This is a genomic window from Pseudomonas sp. TAA207, assembly GCF_001529285.1.
Taxonomy (GTDB): Bacteria; Pseudomonadota; Gammaproteobacteria; order Pseudomonadales; family Pseudomonadaceae; genus Aquipseudomonas; species Aquipseudomonas weihenstephanensis.
Genome location: NZ_LLWJ01000067.1, coordinates 161487 through 181093, shown reverse-complemented (window position 1 = coordinate 181093; position 19607 = coordinate 161487). Strand labels below are relative to the sequence as shown.

Genomic DNA, 19607 nt, shown 5'->3' with positions numbered 1-19607 from the left:
CATGCCACGTCTTTTGCGTAATACCGTATTGGGTTTGCTGCTGACAGCCGCGCTGTTGGCGAGCCTGATTTATAGCCTGACGTGGCGCCCTGAAGCCAAAGAAGTGCTGACCGTCAGTTGCCCCACCACCGCCCCTGTGCTGGTGCCGGGGCAGGCGCTCAAGGTCATGACCTGGAACGTGCAATACCTGGCGGGCAAGCGTTATGTGTTCTGGTACAACCTGGCTGATGGCAGCGGGCCTGATACACGCCCGACCGCAGAGGACATGGCGTTCAGTCTGGATCAGGTGACGCGGGTGATTCGCGACGAGCAACCGGACCTGGTGCTGTTGCAGGAAGTCGATAAAAACGCCAAGGCCAGTGGCTATCAGGATCAGCTCACGTTGTTGCAAGAGCGGCTGGTCGACCTCTACCCGTGCAGCGCGCAGGCGGTCACCTGGCAGGCCGACTTCGTGCCCGACCGTCACATTTTTGGCAGTGTGGGCCGCACCTTGGTGACCCTCAGCCGCTTCCAGATCGAGCACGCCGAGCGCCTGCAACTGCCCGTGGCCGAGGCCAACCTGATCAGCCGTCAGTTTGCACCCAAGCCTGCGTTGCTGGTCAGTTACCTGCCCCTCAATGACGGCGGGCAATTAGTGGCCATCAACACTCAGCTTGATAGCCCGACACAGGACAACAGCAACCTGCGCCAACAAATGCAGGCCACCGCGGCGGCGCTGAACAGATTTGAAAGTTACGGCACCCCGTGGCTGATCGGCGGCGATTTCAATCTGCTGCCGATTGGCCAGTATCTGCGCCTGCCCGCCGAGCAGCGAGCGGGTTATTCGCCTGACAGCGAGCTGCATCAGCTGTGGGAGAAGTACCCGATGATCCCCAGCAACCCTGAAGCCACAGGCATCGACCGCGAATTGTGGCTCACCCACTTCCCCAACGACCCGCGTGTCGAAGAACCCGACCGTACCCTCGACTACTTGTTTTACAGCCCCAAGCTCAAACGTATCGAGGGCTATGTACGCCAGGAAGACACCCTCACCCTTTCCGATCATTTACCCGTGGTGGGCCGGTTTTTGTTGCCGCTGGATTGACTCGCCTTGCAGGAGTCGCTGCCAAAGGCTGTGAAAAGGGCCATGGGGGCGTGGGCGTCTAATCAAACGGGTGGCTGCGCAACCCTTCGCAGCCTTTGGCAGCGACTACGAAGAGGCAGGCTTTCGGGGTTTGATCCGTGCGGTGGCTTCGGCCACCAGCGGGTCGTCTGGCCAGTAGTGTTTGGGATAACGGCCTTTGAGGTCTTTTTTCACTTCGGCGTAGGTGCTGCGCCAAAAGTTGGCCAGATCCTGCGTCACTTGCACCGGGCGCCGCGCGGGCGACAGCAGGTGCAATTTGACCACTTGGCGGCCGCCCGCAATGCGCGGGGTGTCAGCCAAACCGAACAGCTCTTGCAGGCGAACGGCCAAAATCGGCGGGTGCTCACTGTAATCCACCCGCACCGAAGAACCCGACGGCACTTTGATGTGATGGGGCGCCAGCTCTTCCAGACGCTGCGGCAAAGGCCAGGGCAATAAGTTATGCACAATGCTCGACAGGTCGAGGCTGGCAAAATGGCTGAGCCGCGAGACCCGCCCCAAGTAAGGCGCCAGCCACTGCTCAAGCCCATTGAGTAACGCGGCATCAGTGACATCCGGCCATTCGCTCTGGCCGTGCGCGTCAAGATCCAGCTGACGCAGTAACGCCACCCGCGCTTGCCACTGACGCAGTTCAGGCGTCCACGGCAACAATTCCAGGCCTTTGCGCCGTACCAGATTGATCAGCGCCTGAGTGCGGGCCGCTTCATCGAGACCTGTCAGCGGTTCACGGCTCAACACCAGTTCGCCGACTTTGCGCTGGCGCTCGGCACGCAACACCCCTTCGCGCTCGTCCCAGTCCAGTTGATCCACCACGCTGACCTGCTCGCTCAACACGCCGTCGAGCAACCCGGGATCGAACTCCGCCGCCAGATAAATGCGCTCTTCACGCTGGCCCTGGCGGCTGCCCAAGTCGGCGATCACCAGCCAGGGATGTTTCATCAGCGCGTCCACTTCGCTGAACAACGCAGCCCGCCCGTTCGCCAGGCGATACTCGGCGCCACCCGGCTTGCGCTGCTGCGCGATACGATCGGGATACGCCAGCGCCAGCAAGGCGCCCAGCCAGCGCGGGTGATCAGGGTCAGCGACGGCTTGAGTCGGCTTACCCCGCAGGCTAGAGCGGTATTGGCGAGCCAGTTGTTTGGCGCGCTGTACGCCGCCCTGCCCACCCCGCGCGGCACGGGTATCGCCCGATAACAACGCCAGGCGACTGTGAACGTCGGCCCCGGCGCCGCGCACAATATCGCGCTCACCCAACAGCGCGGCGACATCACACGCCATCTCAGTCAGGCCCACGTCATGCCCGCGCAACAACAGGTGCGCGATACGTGGGTGTGCGGGCAACTGGGCCATCGCTTCGCCATGCGCAGTAAGTTTCCAGCCGCCATCCACTTGCTTGCGCAGTGCGCCCAAACGTTCCAGCAACTGCTGGGCCTGTGCATAACTTGCCGCAGGCGGCGGATCAAGCCAGATCAGTTCGTTCGGGCTCACCCCCCAACGCGCCAATTGCAGCGCCAGCCCTGCCAGATCTGCTTGCAGGATTTCAGCGCTGCCATAGGCGGCCAGTTGCGCGTGCTGGTCTTCTGACCACAGCCGATAACACACGCCGGGTTCCAGCCGCCCGGCGCGGCCTGCACGCTGGGTGGCGCTGGCCCGGGAGATGCGCTGGGTGTCGAGGCGCGTCATGGCGCTGCCCGGATCAAAGCGTGGCACCCGTGCCAGTCCGGCATCAATCACCACGCGCACGCCATCAATGGTCAGGCTGGTTTCGGCAATGTTGGTGGCCAGCACCACTTTGCGCAGGCCCTTGGGCGCAGGTTCGATGGCGGCCCGTTGTGCGCTCAACTCCAACTCGCCGTGCAGCGGGCACAACAGGATGTCTGTGCGCGAGCCCAGCGCGTCAGCCAACTGTTGATTAACGCGTCGGATTTCTGCCTGACCGGGCAGGAATACCAACACGCTGCCCGTCTCATCGTTGATCGCCTCCAGCACGGTGTTCACCACCCGTGGTTCAACAAACTCACCGGGCACAAACGGCCGCCCCCAACGCATGGCCACCGGGTACATGCGCCCTTCGCTGCGCAACACCGGGGCATCGTCGAGCACGCTGGCCAAACGCTCACCCTCAAGGGTGGCGGACATCAGCAAAATTTTCAGCGGCTGCTCGTCGCGAAACAACTCACGCCCATTAAGGCTCAATGCCAGTGCCAGATCGGCGTCCAGACTGCGCTCATGGAACTCATCGAAGATCAGCAGCCCTACGCCTTCGAGCGCCGGGTCTTGCTGCAGGCGCCGAGTGAGGATGCCTTCGGTGACGACTTCGATACGCGTGTTGAGCCCGATTTTGCTATCGAGTCTGATCCGATAGCCGACGGTTTCTCCGACTTTTTCTCCCAGCTCACTGGCCAACCGCTCCGCCGCAGCGCGGGCGGCCAGGCGCCGCGGTTCGAGCATCACAATCGTCTGCCCGGCGAGCCACGGCTCATTGAGCAAGGCCAGCGGCACACGGGTGGTTTTACCGGCGCCAGGCGGCGCTTCGAGCACGGCTTCGTGCCGTTCAGCCAAGGCGCAACGCAGCGCAGGTAAAACTTCATCAATCGGCAAAGAAATCATGGTGGCTCCAGAACTGTGCGGCGAGTATAACGGCGAACAGTTCGGCATTAAGCGCGGTCTTAATGTTTGGTTTGGCCCTTCAAGCGTTTATGAGGTTTTGGTATGCGTAGGTCTTCGCGCGTCATTGGCGGCATTGTGGTTGCTGCCCTGTTCACCCAACTGACTGCCTGCGGCAGTATTTTCTTCCCGGATCGTCGAGGTCAGATCGACGGCAAAATCGATCCGATGATTGCCGTACTGGATGCCGTGGGGCTGCTGTTTTATGTGATTCCGGGGCTGATTGCGTTTGGTGTCGACTTCGCCACCGGTGCTATTTATTTCCCGCCCGGTAAAACCGCACACATCGACCCGCAAAAATTGCAAGAAACCATCGGTGCTGACGGCAAGGTGGATAACAGCAAGCTGCAAGCCATTCTTGAAAGCGAACTGGGTGGCAGCTTTCCGCTGAACGACCCGCGCCTGATCCAACACAAAGGCAGCGTGCAGCAATTGGCGTTGTACGGTCTTGTACCCGCCGCCTGAGACAAGGAAGCGTCATGAGCAGCAGCCCGGAACACGCACGCCTGTTACGCCTGGCCACCCGCGCATCGGTGGCAGTGGCAAGCCTTTTGATTGTGACCAAGGCCATCGCCTGGTGGCTCAGCGGGTCGATCAGTATGTTGGCCGGGTTGACCGACTCGCTGCTCGATGGTGTGACGTCGTTTCTGAACTTACTGGCCGTGCATTACGCCTTGCGCCCTGCCGATGACGATCACCGTTACGGGCACGGCAAGGCGGAGTCGTTGGCAGGCATGGCGCAGGCGCTGTTTATCGCCGTGAGTGCCGTATTGATTGCATTCCAGGCCATTGAACGCCTGAAAAACCCCGAGCCGGTAGGTGCGCCGTGGATCGGCATTGGCGTGATTGTGTTCTCGCTGGTGATGACCGTCGCCCTGCTGATGCTGCAACACCGCGTGATCAAAGCCACCGGCTCCAACGCGGTGCGGGCGGACTCGCTGCACTACCGCTCCGACTTGTTGCTCAATGGCAGCATTTTGGTTGCGCTGGTGCTGGCCAGCTTCGGCTGGCCGCAACTGGATGCCTGGTTTGGCTTGGGAATTGCGGGTTACATCCTGTGGAGCGCGATCCAGATCGCCCGCGAGAGCTTTTCGGTGTTGATGGACGAAGAGTTACCCACCGAGGTCAGTCAGCACATGCTGGAATTGGCCTGTAGCGTACCCGGCGTGCTGGGCGCCCATGATTTGCGTACACGCATTTCGGGCAGTATCTGGTATGTGCAATTGCACTTGGAGTTGCCCGGCGAACTGACGTTGTCAGTCGCCCATGCCCTCAGCGACCGGGCCGCCGAGGCGATTGAAAAAGCCTACCCGCGCGCCGAAGTGCTGGTGCACGCCGACCCGCAGGAAGTGGTCAAACCCAAGGCTTATTAATAGGTGACCTGATAACCCCGGCTGCTGAGGCAGTTGCCCTGCGCTTGCCGGTAGGTTTGCACCACGGCAGGCGAAGGCGCGTAGGTGGCTTTAGCCGGGTCAAACCCGCTTTGCTCGATGGCCCAGCGATAGCAATCGTAGCGGTCCTGATTAATCTGCGCAGGTGTCTGACCATTCGCCGGGTAGGCCACGACGTCATAGCCGTTGCTCACCGGTTGCGGCGCAGCCACGGGAACAGGCGCCGGTGGCTGGACCACGATGTAGTCCTGCGTAGCGGGCTGATAGGCGTAGTACGCACCCGCTGCCAGGAACATCAACGAACTGCCGATCCACACTTCCCGCGCGTAATCGGGCAAGTAACCTACGCGAATCCCGTAGGGTGGCTGCACCACGACGTAACGCGGACCTTGCGGGCGATACCAATAACCACCGGAAAAGAAGTAGTTCTGCCCGCGATAGGGCACTTGCCAATGCTGACCGGGAAACCGGTCGACCACATAACCGGGCCGGTATTGCGGACCCGGCCCCCAGCCATTGCCCTGCCCGCTCGGGCGACCTTGCCAGCGATTGTCATAGGGGCGGCCATTATTAAAACCGGGGTTGCGGCCATAGTCGGGCCTGGAGTTGCCTTGCCAGTGCGAATAGTCGCCGGGACGCCGGGGAATATCCTGATAGTAACCACGGCGTGGCGGCTGAGTTTGCTGCACCGAATCGGGGCGTGGCTGGATGCTCAGGTGATTAGCCGGTTGCGCCGGGCGATTTTGAGGGTTGCCCTCGCCCTGGGGGCGGGCTTGCCATTGCCCGCCTTGCGGCCGACCCTGGCCCTCAAATGACGGAGGCCGGGCTTGATGACCCTGATTGTCCGGGCGCGGTTGATTATTCGCGCCCGGCCCTTGCGGCCGGTGCTCACCACCGTTGGGACGACCTTGCTGAGGGTTACCATCACCTCGTTCATCGGCCAATAACTGAGCGCTGATACTTACACTGAGCAAGCTAACGGCAGCCAAACGCCAAAGACGCGATTTCATGATGTTCCTCACTGCGGGTTGGGGCGTACACATAAGACTGGAAATCCGAGAACCGGTTCGGCGGCAGGTTAGCAGTTACGATGCTTATTTTCGGCCAATAAAAAAGGGCGACCCGTCGGCCGCCCTTAGAATTTTTCGTCCTGGCTCAACACTTGTGGTGTTGGCTCACCTCGCGCCGTCTTCTGGACAGTGCGTAGCCCGGGGACCGGGGCAACCCTGTGGGGTTGGCGGTCGCGGCTGGCCTGATTCGGCGGGCCGCAGTGGACTCTATGTCCGGGCAGTGATTCTGGTAGTAAGAATAGGCGTTGGCGTGCGGCAGGCGATTGCGAAGATTGCTCAATAAAACAGTACTTGCGCAATTTTTGCCTTAAGGTGGATACTTTCACGCAATAGTTATTACAAAGGGTTACTTCGTGAGCAAACTCGACCGATACGACTTGAGTATTTTGGCGGAATTGCAGCGTGATGCACGCATCTCCAATCAGGAGCTGGCCGAACGCATTGGCTTGTCGCCTTCGCCCTGCTCAAGGCGCGTCAAACAGCTTGAAGACGACGGCTACATTTCGCGCCAAGTGGCACTGCTGGACCGTAAAAAACTGGGATTAACCCTCACCGCCTACGTATTGATCGGCATGGACCGTCACACGCCTGAGCGCTTTGAGAACTTCGAAGCGGCCATTCGCAGCCTGCCGCAAGTGCTGGAGTGCAGCCTGGTAACGGGGGTGGACGCCGATTACCAATTGAAAGTAGTGGTGCCGGACATGGACCACTATCAACAATTGTTATTGGGCCATTTGACCCGTATTGACGGGGTGACCAGCGTGCGTTCCAGCTTCGTGCTTAATCAGGTGCTCAACAGCACTGAGTTGCCGCTGACTCATCTGCGGACATAAGCAGGCTGCGAAGGAGCTGTGGTGACCTCAAGAAAACGGGTTGCGGTGCACCCCTTCGCTGCCTTCGGCCATGAGTTCGCTGTGGGGGTACACCACCCAGATCAACAACCATGCGCACGCTCTGGCGTATACTCCCCCGGTTTTTAATCCCCGATCACGCTGGAGAACACCGATGGATCCTGCCTTACTTGAAGAGTGGATGATGACGATCCTGGTCAGCATCCTGATCATTTTCATGGCGTTTATCGTCTGGGATCTGGCGAAGAAGTCCAAGGCCGGACGTTTCGGCTCGTTCATTCTGTTTTTTGTGCTGGGCCTGGGCGTGGCCGCTTTCATCATCAAAAGCGTGGTCATCGGCCTGATCGAGTCGGGCGCGCTATAGCCGCGCCGGCACTTCCCTGTAGTGCCCCTGCTCCAGCCCTTCAATGCTCCAGTCACCGATGCGCACACGCACCAGACGCAAGGTCGGCAACCCCACGGCTGCGGTCATGCGTCTGACCTGACGGTTTCGCCCTTCGCGAATCACCAGTTCCAGCCAGGCCGTGGGTATGCTTTTGCGAAAACGCACCGGCGGGTTGCGCGGCCACAACTGCGGCTCTTCAAGGGCGCGCGCCTCGGCCGGCAGGGTTTTGCCATCGTTGAGTTCCACGCCCTCGCGCAATTGCTGCAATTGCGCCTCAGTCGGCTCACCTTCCACTTGCACCCAATAAGTTTTGGGCAACTTGTGCTTGGGGTCTGCAATTCGCGCCTGCAACTGACCATCGTTGGTCAACAGCAACAACCCTTCACTGTCGCGATCCAGACGCCCGGCCGGGTATATACAGGGAATCGGGATAAAGTCCTTGAGCGTCGCCCGCCCGCCTTCATCGCTGAACTGGGTCAGCACATCAAACGGCTTATTGAACAGATACAGTTTTGGATCTGACGGTGGCGCTTTGGCCACGCGCCGACTGGCCGCTTGAGGAGCGGGCGCTTTGGACGCCGGACGGTGTGCGGCGGGACGAACAGGACGGGACATGGCAAACCGGACATCTAGCGATCAAGGCCGGCAATGCTAGGGGCTGTTGCCATTTAAGTGCAAGCGCCCCAACTGCCTGATCGCTAAATGCCACGTCCCATCAACGGAATGGCGGTTCGTCAAAGCTGCGCAGTTTGCGCGAGTGCAATGAGTTGAGCTGGCTGCGCATCAAGTCCACGGCCGCAATACCGATTTTCAAATGCTGACTCACCGCGCGCTCATAAAACGCGTTAGCCGAGCCTGGCAGCTTGATTTCGCTGTGCAGCGGTTTATCCGACACACACAGCAACGTGCCGTACGGCACCCGCAAACGATAACCCTGCGCGGCGATGGTGCCGCTTTCCATGTCCACGGCCACGGCACGCGACAGGTTGATCAGCGGGCGCTCCTGTGCCCAGCGCAATTCCCAGTTGCGATCGTCATACGTCAGGACGGTGCCGGTGCGCAGGCGTTTTTTCAGCTCTTCACCACGCTCACCGGTGACTTGCGCTGCCGCTTCCTGAAGCGCCAACTGCACCTCGGCCAGGGCCGGGATCGGAATGTTGGGCGGTACAACCCGGTCGAGGATTCCGTCGCGGCGCATATAGGCGTGGGCCAATACGTAGTCGCCAATGGTTTGCGACTGCCGCAGGCCACCACAGTGACCAATCATCAACCAGCAGTGCGGACGCAACACGGCCAGGTGGTCGGTGATGTTTTTGGCATTGGAGGGACCGACGCCGATGTTCACCAGGGTCACGCCGTGGCCATCGTTGGCCTGCAAGTGGTACGCGGGCATTTGATAGCGGTGCCACACCACGCCCGCCGCAATCGCCTGCGCTTCACCGTAGTCCATGCTCTTTTCGATCAGCACATTGCCGGGCAGCACCATGCGTACAAAACGCGGGTTATCACGCAGTTGTTCCAGGCCGTGGAGGATGAACTGGTCAACGTAACGGTGATAGTTGGTCAGCAGAATCCACGGCTGCACATGACGCCAGTCGCTACCGGTGTAATGCACCAGACGACGCAGTGAGAAGTCCACGCGCGCGGCGTCAAACAGTGCCAGCGGCAGCGGGTCGGTGTTAGCCCAATCGTAGAGGCCGTCGGCAATACCGTCGGTGGCCGCCGACAGGTCGGTGCTGGGGAACACCCGCGCCAGCGCGGCCGCCGTCACGCCGGAGCCTGCGAGTTCGTCGCCCTGCTCAACCACGTACGGGTAAGGAATATTCTGCTGACTGAGGCCCACTTCGACTTCAACGGTGAAGTCACGCATCAGCGGCACCAACTGCTCCAGCAGGTAGTTACGAAACGCCGCAGGATGGGTCACGGTCACGCTGTAGGTGCCGGGCAATTGAACCTTGGCGTAGGCGCGGGTCAGGGTCGGCGTTTCACCATGAATGGTGTTGGTCAAGCGCAGCTCTGGGTAGCGAAACAGCGCACGCTCCTCTGCCGAAGGTTCGATGCGGTCTTTGAGGTAACGTTTGAGGGCCTGGCTCAAGGCCGTGGTTGCGCGTTCGTGCAGGGCGGCGAGGCGATCAACGGCCTCTTGCGCGGTTGAAACGACAATGAAAGCTTCGGTCACGATGAGCATCCTCTCTTCTGAACGGGCAGGCGCTTATCTTGCCTGCATCGTTGGCCAAAGGCACTAGCCAATCCCGTCATTGCCCTGGCGGATGAGGCGTCACGCGAGGCTGCGCCCGGGCACGTAGCGGCCGTCAAATCTGCCACTGACTCAGGCCACTGGCGGGGTTGAGCGCGCGACGAGGGCGGCCACGTTCAGACCGCGTGGCAACGTGCCGTACACCCGGCCACTGCCTTGTAAGCGGCTGGCAATAAAGGCGTCGCTCACGTCGCTGTTTCCTGCCTCCAGCAACAGTTTGGCCTGTAGCCCAAGGGCGATGTCTTCGCTCAGTTGGCGGGCGCGGTACTGAATGTCGTCGGTGTCTTTAAACGCCGTTTTAAGCTGTGCAATGTGCTGCGCCAACCCTGTATGGCCATGCCCGTCACCCAGCTCGATAAACAACGCCTCCAGCACACCTGGCTCTTTGGACAGTGCCCGCAGCACATCAAGGCATTGCACGTTGCCCGAGCCTTCCCAGGTAGAGTTGACCGGCGCTTCGCGGTACAAGCGCGGCAAAATACTGTCTTCGACATACCCTGCGCCGCCCATGCACTCGGCCGCTTCATTGATCATCGCGGGCGCCCGTTTGCAGATCCAGTATTTGCCCACGGCGGTTACCAGTCGCGAGAACTTGGCCTGCTGCGGATCGTCCAGGTGGTCCAGCGCTTGTCCCATGCGCAAACTCAAGGCCAGCGCGGCTTCGCTTTCAAGCGCCAGATCCGCGAGCACGTTTTGCATCAACGGTTGCTCGGCCAGCACCCGGCCACCGACCAAACGGTGAGCGCAATGATGAGTGGCCTGGGTCAGCGCCTGACGCATCAACGCGCTAGATCCCACCATGCAGTCAAAACGCGTCATGGCGACCATTTCAATAATCGTCGGCACCCCACGCCCTTCTTCACCCAGCATCCAGGCCAGCGCGCCTCGAAATTCCACTTCGCTGGAGGCATTGGAACTGTTGCCCAGTTTGTTTTTCAGCCGCTGGATATAGAACTCATTACGACTGCCATCCGGACGGTGGCGCGGCAGTAAAAAGCAACTCAGCCCCTTGTCGGTCTGGGCCAGGGTCAGAAAGCCATCGCACATGGGAGCCGAGCAAAACCATTTATGGCCCAGCAGTTCATAGGCCTGCCCCGGCCCCCGCGCGCCGACCGGGTAAGCCCGCGTGGTATTGGCCCGCACGTCGGTGCCGCCCTGCTTTTCGGTCATGGCCATGCCCAGCGTCACACCGCCCTTTTGACTGATATCGACATTACGCGGGTCGTACACGGTGGCGAGCACCTTGGGCAGCCAGACCTGTGCAACGTCAGGCTGCACACGCAGCGCCGGCACACTGGCAAACGTCATGGTCAGGGGGCAACCACTCCCCGCTTCTGCCTGGGTGTGCAAGTAGGTCATTGAGGCGCGAGCCACGTGGGCGCCGGGTTGCGGATTGGTCCAGGGTAAAGACGGCAAGCCGTGTTCAATCGCGGTGCGCATCAGCTCATGGTAGGCAGGGTGAAAGTCGACCTGATCAATCCGATGACCAAAGCGGTCGTGGCTGACGAACACCGGTTTGTTTTCATTGGCCAAAAAGCCCGCCGCCATCAACGGGCCACCGGCCAGCGCGCCATACGCATCAATCCGCGATTGTGCCCACCCCGCGCCAAAACGCTGCCCCCACTGCTGCAAGGGCAGGTCGATGCGGTACAGGTTAACGCCGTCCAGTGACGGCGGCTGATTGGTCACAGCGTGGGTTTCAGCGTATTGATGCAGGTTCATTGCGCGGGCTCCTGTGGGTCATGCCAATGGAGCCAGTGAAGCACGCATCGCGGTCTTCACAAGTGGCATAACCGCCTAAAGCTCGACGCTTATGCCCTCGCCGTCACGCAACAAGCGCTGCGCCAGGACCTGTTGCAGGTCTTCAAAACGCAGTGGTTTGATCAGGCAGTCGGTAATTGCGTCTACCTGAGAACGCGCGGTGCTGGCCGCAGGCTCTGACTCGAACAACGCCACCACAGGCAACCGTGCACACGCTGCCAACGTCAGCAATTGACTGCCCATTGAGTCGCCCGACACATGGCTGAACGGGCACGCCAACAACACGGCATCCACGCGCTCGCGACGTAGCGTTTCAATGGCCACCTGACCACTTTCGGCACTCAACACGCGATAGCCCAATTTGAGCAACATGCCCCGCAGTAACGGCGAGTTGGCGTTGTTGTCTTCCACCAATAAAACGACGCATTGCTCAGGCGTACGCACCACAGGCTGTGGGACCATCGCCGACTCAGGGGGCGATTCCAGTTCAAGGGAGAGCTGAAACTGTGACCCCTGCCCCGGCTGCGAATGATGAGTCAGGCGCCCGCCGAGCAGTTCAACCAGACGTCGGCAAATCGACAGCCCGATGCCCAAGCCGCCATATTCACGGGTCATGGAGCCATCCACCTGGAAGAAGTGCTGATACAACTCGGCATCTTCCTGATGAACAAAGCCAATACCGCTGTCGATCACATTGAACGCCAACGTCCAACGGCCGGGGCTGGCCGTTTTGCCGGTGACGCGCAGAATCACCCCACCTTCGCGGGTGAACTTAATGGCGTTATCCAGCAAACATTCCAGGCACTGGCGAATTTTCTCGGCATCCCCGATCCATTGATCCGGCAAGCCACGCGCCACTTCATACGAAAACGCCAGGCCCTGGCTTTCAGCCCTTGGCCCAAATTGCTCGCGCAAACCGTGCATCATCTCGTTGAGACTGAAAGGCCGGGCACGGGCCGCCAGGCGCCCGGCCTGCAACTCGGTCAGGGTCAGGATGCCATTGACCATGCCCATCATGGCTTTGGCAGAACCCTCGGCGGTGTGGGTGTACTGCTCAAGTTCAGGCGTCATGTCCAGGGTCTTGATCAACTCCAGCGAGCCAATCACCCCGTTCATGGGCGTGCGCAACTCATGGGTCACCGTGGCCAGAAACTCATCTTTGAGCTGGTTGGTGCGGGCCAGTTGCTGGTTCATTGCCGCCAGTTTTTGCCCGGACTCTTGCAGCGTCCTGGCTTGCAGATCGCGCATGGCGTTGATCCGGTCCGCCAGCGCCAGCGACAGCAGCCCCACTTCAATGGCCGAACCAATCTGGCTGGCGTACATGGTCAGGAATACATTCGGCAAATAGCCCAGCACCATCAGTGTGTTAACCAGCCCGCCGAGCAAAAAGGCGGTCCAGGCGATGACAAAATAACGCGCCACCCGCAGGCCGCGGCACCAGGCCACGATACCGGCAATGAAAATGGTAAAGATAAACGCCAGCGCCAGCCCCGTGGCCAAACGCAACGACGTCGCGTAACTGGTGGTCAGCGCCAGCACCATCACCAGCACACCCACCGCCATCAACACCATCAGCGCCCGGTCGAGCCAGCGGCTGTGGGTGGCGGTGTGCAGGAAGGTGCGGGCGAACTGGCAGCCGAAGAAGGCGGCGCTGCCAATCAAAAATGGGGTGGCGGCGTTGGCCCACCACGGGTTGTTGGGCCAGAAATACTGCACGGCTGCACCGTTGACTGACAGCTGGTACAGGCCGAACGAGGCGATATAGAAGATGTAATAGAGGTAACTGGTGTCGCGCACGCTGACATAGATAAACAAGTTGTAGACCAGCATGCCCAGCAACACGCCGTAAATCAGACCGAGGATGTAAATGCGAACGGGCTGATCTTCCAGATACGCCTTGGTCGACCACAGTGTCAGCGGTGCCTGGATAGAGCCTTCGCTGGCCAGGCGTAAATACACGGTCTGGGTTTGTCCGGGGGTGAAATTCAACTCGAACAGGTAGTTGTTTTCTTTTACCGGGCGACTGTCGAACGGCAGGCCATCGCCGGTGCGCTGGGTCAGTTCAAACTCACCGCTGGCGTTTTGCTGGTAGAGGTCAATACGGTCCAGCGGCGGGTACGCCAGCTCCAGTAGCCAGGAGGTATTGGCGCTCGGGTCTAATGGCTGGTAACTGAGGTCGACTTTGAGCCAAAACACCGAATGCGAGTACCCCGCATTGAGCGTGGCCTTGTCATGGGGTTTGAGCCGTTCGGGGTGGGCGATGACGTCGGCCATCGTCGACTGGCCTGCGACGTCTTCATAGACGTGCATTTCGCGGCCCAACGGCAAGCGCTGAGTGGTCTCATCAAAGGCGACTGCGCAGGCCAGCATTGGCAGCCAGCCCATCAGAACAATAAAAAAATAGCGCATACAGCCCCAAAATGGCCTGCCTGATTGCGTCTGTAAGCCCCCTTTCCTTTTGAGACGACGTAAACCAGCATTACCTGTTATTCGTTTGGCGGTCACTCTAGCACAGCCGCTAATGGCAAATACACATCACGTAAACATTCAAAACAGAGCGTCTAGATCAAGCATTACAGCGATTTTGAGCACACTTTAAGTACGATGTAAGTCAGCGTTTTTTCAGAATTATCCGAAAGAAAATTCCACAGCGTCCTAACCGCCCGTAAAAACTGATTGGTGGTAAGCTCGCGCACCATGAATATCTACAGCTCTCGCCCTGTTGTCCTCTGTCTCTCCGGCCATGACCCCAGTGGTGGCGCCGGCTTGCAGGCAGATATCGAAGCCCTGCTGGCTCAAGGTTGTCACGCCGCTCCGGTGGTCACCGCCCTGACTGTGCAGAACACCGTTAATGTCCGCGATTTTCGTGTGCTGGACCGTGAGTGGGTGCTGGCTCAAGCCGATGCCGTACTCAGCGACTCGCCCGTCTCGGCCGTCAAGCTGGGTATGCTCGGCTCGCTTGCGATGGTCGACACAGTGGTCGAACTGCTTCAAGCCCACCCGCACTTGCCAATGGTCTGCGACCCGGTACTGCGCGCAGGCGGTGGCGGACGGCTGGGCAAGGACGAAGTGGGTTATGCCATGCGCGAGCGCCTGCTGCCTTTGGCCACCATCGCCACGCCCAACCTGCCCGAAGCCCGCATTCTGGCTGAATTGCCTGAAGGCAGTGCCGATGAATGCGCTGAAAAACTCCTGCCATATTGCAAGCATTTGCTCATCACCGGCGGTCACGGCGATGAGCACGAAGTTCATAACCGCCTGTACAGCCGCGACGGCAGCCGTCATACCTTCACCTGCTACCGCCTGCCTGGCAGCTATCACGGCTCAGGCTGCACGCTGGCCAGTACCTTGGCCGGCCGCCTGGCCATTGGCGAACACCTGGTCAGCGCGGTTGAAACGGCACTCAATTACACATGGCGCACCTTGCGTGATGCCGAGCAACTGGGCCAAGGGCAATTTGTACCGCGCCGCTTGCCGCTAGACTTCTGCTCGTAACCCATGAGGCTCGACTTATGAAACTGCGTGGTCTTTACGCAATCACTGACAGCCAATTGCTGGCAGGCAAGTGGATGCCGTATATCGAGGCAGCCCTTGATGGCGGCCTGACCCTGCTGCAATACCGCGACAAAAGCAGTGACGAGGCCCGACGCCTGCGCGAAGCCGAGGCGTTGCGCGACATGTGTGCACGCTACAACGCACACTTGATCATCAATGACGATGCCGAACTGGCGGCACGGTTGGGGGTCGGCGTGCACTTGGGGCAAACCGATGGCCCGTTAACCCCTGCCCGCGCCCTGCTGGGTCGTCAGGCGATCATCGGTTCGACCTGCCACAGTCAAATTGAGCAGGGCGAACAAGCGGCCAAAGAAGGCGCGAGTTATGTCGCCTTTGGCCGCTTCTTCAACTCCAGTACCAAACCCGGCGCACCGACCGCGACCCTGGATGTACTCGATGAAGCCCGCGCGCGGATCAAACTGCCGATCTGTGCAATTGGCGGCATCACTCTGGACAACGCGGCACCGCTGATCGACCACGGAGCTGACTTACTGGCGGTGGTGCACGGCCTGTTTGGCGCCGAGAGCCCACAAGAAGTCACCCGCCGCGCCCGTGCGTTCAACGCTTTGATGTCACTTTAAATACCGATTCCTGATTCAGAGAGAGCCCTTCATGTCTCGTTCCGAAACCCTGTTTGCCAACGCTCAAAAACACATTCCCGGCGGCGTGAATTCGCCGGTTCGTGCCTTCAAAAGCGTGGGCGGCACGCCGTTGTTCTTCAAGCACGCCGAAGGCGCCTACGTGACTGACGAAGACGACAAGCGTTATGTCGATTACGTCGGTTCGTGGGGCCCGATGATTTTGGGCCACAGCCACCCGGACGTGCTGGACGCCGTGCGTGCTCAACTGGAGCACGGCCTGTCGTACGGGGCGCCAACGGCCATGGAAACCGAAATGGCAGACTTGGTGTGCGCCATCGTGCCATCAATGGAAATGGTGCGTATGGTCAGCTCCGGCACTGAGGCGACCATGAGCGCGATTCGCCTGGCGCGTGGTTTCACCGGTCGCGACAACATTCTCAAGTTCGAAGGCTGCTACCACGGCCACTCCGACAGCCTGCTGGTGAAAGCCGGTTCCGGCTTGCTGACCCAGGGTGTCCCCAGCTCGGGCGGCGTGCCAGCTGATTTTGCCAAACACACCCTGACCACGACCTTCAACGACATCGACGCCGTTGAAAAGCTGCTGGCCGAGGTCGGTGACACCGTGGCCTGCATCATCGTTGAGCCGGTAGCGGGCAACATGAACTGCGTGCCACCGGCCCCCGGTTTCTTGCAGGGCCTGCGCAACCTGTGTGACCAGCACGGCGTGGTGCTGATTTTTGACGAAGTGATGACCGGTTTCCGTGTCGCCCTCGGCGGTGCTCAAGCGCACTACGGCGTGACCCCGGACCTGAGCACATTCGGCAAAATCATCGGTGGCGGCATGCCGGTGGGCTGCTTCGGCGGCAAGCGCGAGATCATGGAATGCATTGCGCCCCTGGGCCCGGTGTATCAAGCCGGTACCTTGTCGGGCAACCCGCTGGCGATGGCGGCAGGCTTGACCACGTTGCGCCTGATCAGCCGCCCCGGCTTCCACGCCGAACTGAGCGATTACACCACGCGCTTGCTCGATGGCTTGCAGCAACGCGCTGATGCAGCCGGCATCCCGTTCGTCACGACTCAAGCAGGCGGTATGTTCGGCCTGTACTTCAGCAACGCCGATGACATCGTTACCTTCGACGACGTCATGGCCAGCGATGCGGACCTGTTCAAGCGCTTCTTCCACTTGATGCTCGACGGCGGCGTTTACTTGGCGCCGAGTGCTTTCGAAGCAGGTTTCACCTCGATTGCCCACGGCGATGACGAATTGAAACTGACGCTGGACGCTGCCGAGCGCGCATTTGCCGCCCTGAAGTGATCCACAAAAAACGGCAAGGGTGATGGCCCTTGCCGTTTTTATGCCCGTAATGAGCGGATCTTTTAACCCGCTCGTCCAAAATCGTCTTAAATCAACCGATATCACATGAGTCGCGCAGAAAAACGAGTAAAGACTTTGTAAGGTTGCCTCTGCTTATTTCATAATGCGCGCCTATACATCCCTTGGTCGGGCTTGCCCGTCTTTCCAGAGGTACGTCGATTCCCATGAACCGCACCGGCCGCGCCCTTGCACTGGGCTGCCTGTTGCTCCTACAACCGCTGCTTGCTCAGGCAGGCGGTAACTCGTTGTTGATCCCGGCGATGGGTCGCTGCACCCTCAATACTCAGCCAGAAAATCTGGAAGAGGCGCTTGCCGCGTGCGTGCAAGCAGCAAAAGAGGGGGATGCAGAAGCCGAATACGAGTTAGGCGAGTTCTACTACGACGTTAACAACCCCAAGCGCGACCTCAATCAAGCCCTCAGCTATTTCGAACAAGCGTCGCTGCAAGGCCACGCCATGGCCCAGTTCAAACTGGGCACCATGTTCTTCAAGGGCGAAGGCGTACCGGCCAATAACATTCAGGCGTATATCGTGTTGAAGATGGCGGCCGTTAACGGCGCTGAAGATGCACTGGATACCGCCGACGAAGTGGCCGAGCAAATGCCCCGTGACCAACTCGAAACCGCGACCCAGGTGCTGGGGCAGATATTCCGCAAATACCTGATGGAACTGCAATCGACGGACGCCCGCTCGCCTTTTTCGCCACTGCCTTGACTGACCGCTCGCCCCCCCGAGCGCCAGCCAGCGAGTAGAACTCTGGGGTTAAGCCCTACTTCTCCGGCATCGGAAACGGAAACGGCATCACATTGCTCACGCCACGGGCTTCGCTGATTTTCGGCGTCCCCAGACGCTCCACCTCGTCGATGCGCACAATCGAATGCATCGGCACAAAACTGCGCACCACGCCTTCAAATTGAGCCTTGAGCTTTTCTTCGCTCGGATCAACGACCATTTGCGTGCGCTCACCGAAGACGAATTCTTCTACTTCCAGGAAACCCCACAGATCACTTTGATAGATCTGCTTGGCGTACATTTCGAACACCTGTCCCTGGTTAAGGAAAATCACCTTGTAGATTGGAGCTTCACGTTTGGTCATGGTGGGCGGGTAAACATCTGAAGGTATAAAAGAGGGCGCGAACTATAGCATAGCCGTCAGACGCACAGCGCTAGGAAGCAACGGCTATGCCCCCTATAATGCGCGGTTCTTTGAACCACTTGATGAACACCCATGGCCAAGAAGCTTTACATCGAAACCCACGGTTGCCAGATGAATGAGTACGACAGCTCACGCATGGTCGATCTGCTGGGTGAACATCAGGCCCTGGAAGTCACGGCGCGCGCTGAAGACGCTGATGTCATCCTGCTCAACACCTGCTCGATTCGTGAGCGCGCCCAAGACCGCGTTTACTCGCAATTGGGCCGCTGGCGCGAGCTGAAACTGGCCAACCCGGACATGGTAATTGCCGTCGGGGGATGTGTGGCCAGCCAGGAAGGTGCCGCGATCCGTGATCGCGCGCCCTACGTTGACGTGGTATTTGGCCCGCAGACCCTGCACCGCCTGCCTGAAATGATTGACGCGGCGCGCATCACCAAGCTGCCGCAGGTCGATGTGTCGTTCCCCGAAATCGAAAAATTCGACCACTTGCCCGAGCCACGCATCGACGGCCCGAGCGCCTACGTCTCGGTCATGGAAGGGTGCAGCAAGTACTGCACCTTCTGCGTGGTGCCTTATACCCGCGGTGAAGAAGTCAGCCGTCCGTTCGACGACGTACTCGGCGAGGTCATTCACCTGGCTGAAAACGGTGTGCGCGAAGTCACCCTGCTCGGGCAGAACGTCAACGGTTATCGCGGCTTGACCGAAGACGGTCGCCTGGCTGATCTGGCGGAGCTGATCCGCGTGGTGGCCGCCATCGACGGGATCGAACGTATCCGGTACACCACCTCACACCCGCTGGAGTTCTCGGACAGCCTGATCCAGGCGCATGCCGAAGTACCGGAGCTGGTGAAGCACCTGCACTTGCCGGTGCAATCGGGTTCTGACCGCATTTTGTCGGCCATGAAACGCAACCACACGGCGCTGGAGTACAAGTCCAAGCTGCGCAAACTGCGTGCTGCCGTACCGGGCATCTGCATCAGTTCGGACTTTATCGTGGGCTTCCCCGGCGAGACTGAAAAAGACTTCGAGCAAACCATGAAGCTGATCGAAGACGTCGGCTTCGACTTCTCGTATTCGTTTGTGTACAGCCAGCGCCCCGGTACTCCCGCCGCCGACCTGACAGACGACACCCCAGAAGAGCGCAAGAAGGAACGCCTCAACGCCTTGCAGCATCGACTGAATCAGCAAGGTTTCGAAATCAGCCGACAAATGGTGGGCTCAACCCAGCGAATTTTGGTCACTGACTACTCGAAAAAAGACCCCGGTGAACTGCAAGGCCGTACCGAGAACAACCGCATCGTCAACTTCCGCTGCGACAACCCGCAGTTGATTGGTCAGTTTGCCGATGTACACATCGATGCCGCCCAGCCGCATTCGTTGCGCGGTTCTTTGCTGAACTGACCCCTGCCTCACGTAGCCACGGCGCAGGCGGCGTT

Annotated in this window: 17 protein-coding genes; 10 read left to right on the top strand and 7 right to left on the bottom strand. The window is 59.8% G+C overall.

Features of this window, described 5'->3' with window-relative positions; all coding sequences use genetic code 11:
• Position 1 precedes the first annotated feature (1 nt).
• Complete coding sequence (locus AP059_RS14185; protein ID WP_059763882.1) at positions 2 to 1084, top strand: endonuclease/exonuclease/phosphatase family protein; 1083 nt, start codon at positions 2 to 4, stop codon at positions 1082 to 1084.
• A 105-nt stretch (positions 1085 to 1189) separates the two neighbouring features.
• On the opposite strand, the gene hrpB is transcribed toward AP059_RS14185, so the two are convergent.
• Positions 1190 to 3733: an ATP-dependent helicase HrpB gene (gene hrpB, locus AP059_RS14180; RefSeq protein WP_059763880.1), complete on the bottom strand. Its 2544-nt coding sequence runs from the start codon at positions 3731 to 3733 to the stop codon at positions 1190 to 1192.
• A gap of 102 nt (positions 3734 to 3835) precedes the next feature.
• Between hrpB and AP059_RS14175 the strand changes: the two genes are divergently transcribed.
• Both AP059_RS14175 and AP059_RS14170 read left to right on the top strand, forming a co-directional pair.
• On the top strand, positions 3836 to 4255 hold the full coding sequence (locus AP059_RS14175; protein WP_059763878.1) for a hypothetical protein: 420 nt from the start codon (positions 3836 to 3838) through the stop codon (positions 4253 to 4255).
• Between the two features lie 14 nt (positions 4256 to 4269).
• Positions 4270 to 5163 (top strand): cation diffusion facilitator family transporter, encoded by an 894-nt coding sequence (locus AP059_RS14170; protein ID WP_059763875.1) that lies wholly within the window; start codon positions 4270 to 4272, stop codon positions 5161 to 5163.
• Here the strand turns inward: AP059_RS14170 and AP059_RS14165 are convergent.
• Positions 5160 to 6191, bottom strand: coding sequence for a DUF6515 family protein (locus tag AP059_RS14165; protein WP_059763873.1), 1032 nt, complete (start codon positions 6189 to 6191; stop codon positions 5160 to 5162). The genes AP059_RS14170 and AP059_RS14165 overlap by 4 nt on opposite strands.
• Positions 6192 to 6604: 413 nt before the next feature.
• Here AP059_RS14165 and AP059_RS14160 point away from each other — a divergent pair, with 413 nt between their 5' ends.
• A complete protein-coding gene (locus tag AP059_RS14160; RefSeq protein WP_048362399.1) occupies positions 6605 to 7084 on the top strand; it encodes an Lrp/AsnC family transcriptional regulator in 480 nt (159 codons plus the stop codon).
• Positions 7085 to 7256: 172 nt separating this feature from the next.
• On the top strand, positions 7257 to 7466 hold the full coding sequence (locus AP059_RS14155) for a DUF2788 domain-containing protein (RefSeq protein ID WP_003444116.1): 210 nt from the start codon (positions 7257 to 7259) through the stop codon (positions 7464 to 7466).
• On the opposite strand, the gene AP059_RS14150 is transcribed toward AP059_RS14155, so the two are convergent.
• The 4 genes from AP059_RS14150 to AP059_RS14135 form a co-directional block, all read right to left on the bottom strand.
• Positions 7461 to 8027 (bottom strand): pseudouridine synthase, encoded by a 567-nt coding sequence (locus tag AP059_RS14150; protein WP_165599942.1) that lies wholly within the window; start codon positions 8025 to 8027, stop codon positions 7461 to 7463. The genes AP059_RS14155 and AP059_RS14150 overlap by 6 nt on opposite strands.
• Before the next feature lie 175 nt (positions 8028 to 8202).
• Positions 8203 to 9675 (bottom strand): AMP nucleosidase, encoded by a 1473-nt coding sequence (gene amn, locus AP059_RS14145; protein WP_165599940.1) that lies wholly within the window; start codon positions 9673 to 9675, stop codon positions 8203 to 8205.
• A 141-nt stretch (positions 9676 to 9816) separates the two neighbouring features.
• The gene (locus AP059_RS14140) at positions 9817 to 11466 is read right to left on the bottom strand and encodes an acyl-CoA dehydrogenase family protein (RefSeq protein WP_059763868.1); all 1650 of its coding nucleotides are present in this window, start codon (positions 11464 to 11466) and stop codon (positions 9817 to 9819) included.
• A 75-nt stretch (positions 11467 to 11541) separates the two neighbouring features.
• Positions 11542 to 13914 carry a hybrid sensor histidine kinase/response regulator gene (locus AP059_RS14135; protein WP_059763866.1) on the bottom strand — a complete coding sequence of 791 codons (2373 nt, stop codon included), beginning with the start codon at positions 13912 to 13914 and terminating at the stop codon, positions 11542 to 11544.
• Positions 13915 to 14202: 288 nt separating this feature from the next.
• On the opposite strand from AP059_RS14135, the gene AP059_RS14130 reads away from it, so the two are divergent.
• From AP059_RS14130 to AP059_RS14115, 4 genes are all read left to right on the top strand, one after another.
• On the top strand, positions 14203 to 15000 hold the full coding sequence (locus tag AP059_RS14130; RefSeq protein ID WP_059763863.1) for a hydroxymethylpyrimidine/phosphomethylpyrimidine kinase: 798 nt from the start codon (positions 14203 to 14205) through the stop codon (positions 14998 to 15000).
• Between the two features lie 17 nt (positions 15001 to 15017).
• Positions 15018 to 15641 (top strand): thiamine phosphate synthase, encoded by a 624-nt coding sequence (thiE, locus tag AP059_RS14125; protein WP_059763861.1) that lies wholly within the window; start codon positions 15018 to 15020, stop codon positions 15639 to 15641.
• A 31-nt stretch (positions 15642 to 15672) separates the two neighbouring features.
• A complete protein-coding gene (gene hemL, locus AP059_RS14120; protein WP_059763859.1) occupies positions 15673 to 16956 on the top strand; it encodes a glutamate-1-semialdehyde 2,1-aminomutase in 1284 nt (427 codons plus the stop codon).
• Positions 16957 to 17180: 224 nt separating this feature from the next.
• Positions 17181 to 17729, top strand: coding sequence for a tetratricopeptide repeat protein (locus tag AP059_RS14115; RefSeq protein ID WP_048362392.1), 549 nt, complete (start codon positions 17181 to 17183; stop codon positions 17727 to 17729).
• Positions 17730 to 17784: 55 nt separating this feature from the next.
• On the opposite strand, the gene AP059_RS14110 is transcribed toward AP059_RS14115, so the two are convergent.
• Complete coding sequence (locus AP059_RS14110) at positions 17785 to 18111, bottom strand: DUF1820 family protein (RefSeq protein ID WP_019411970.1); 327 nt, start codon at positions 18109 to 18111, stop codon at positions 17785 to 17787.
• A gap of 132 nt (positions 18112 to 18243) precedes the next feature.
• Here AP059_RS14110 and miaB point away from each other — a divergent pair, with 132 nt between their 5' ends.
• Complete coding sequence (gene miaB, locus AP059_RS14105) at positions 18244 to 19572, top strand: tRNA (N6-isopentenyl adenosine(37)-C2)-methylthiotransferase MiaB (RefSeq protein WP_048362391.1); 1329 nt, start codon at positions 18244 to 18246, stop codon at positions 19570 to 19572.
• The last annotated feature ends 35 nt before the right edge of the window (positions 19573 to 19607 follow it).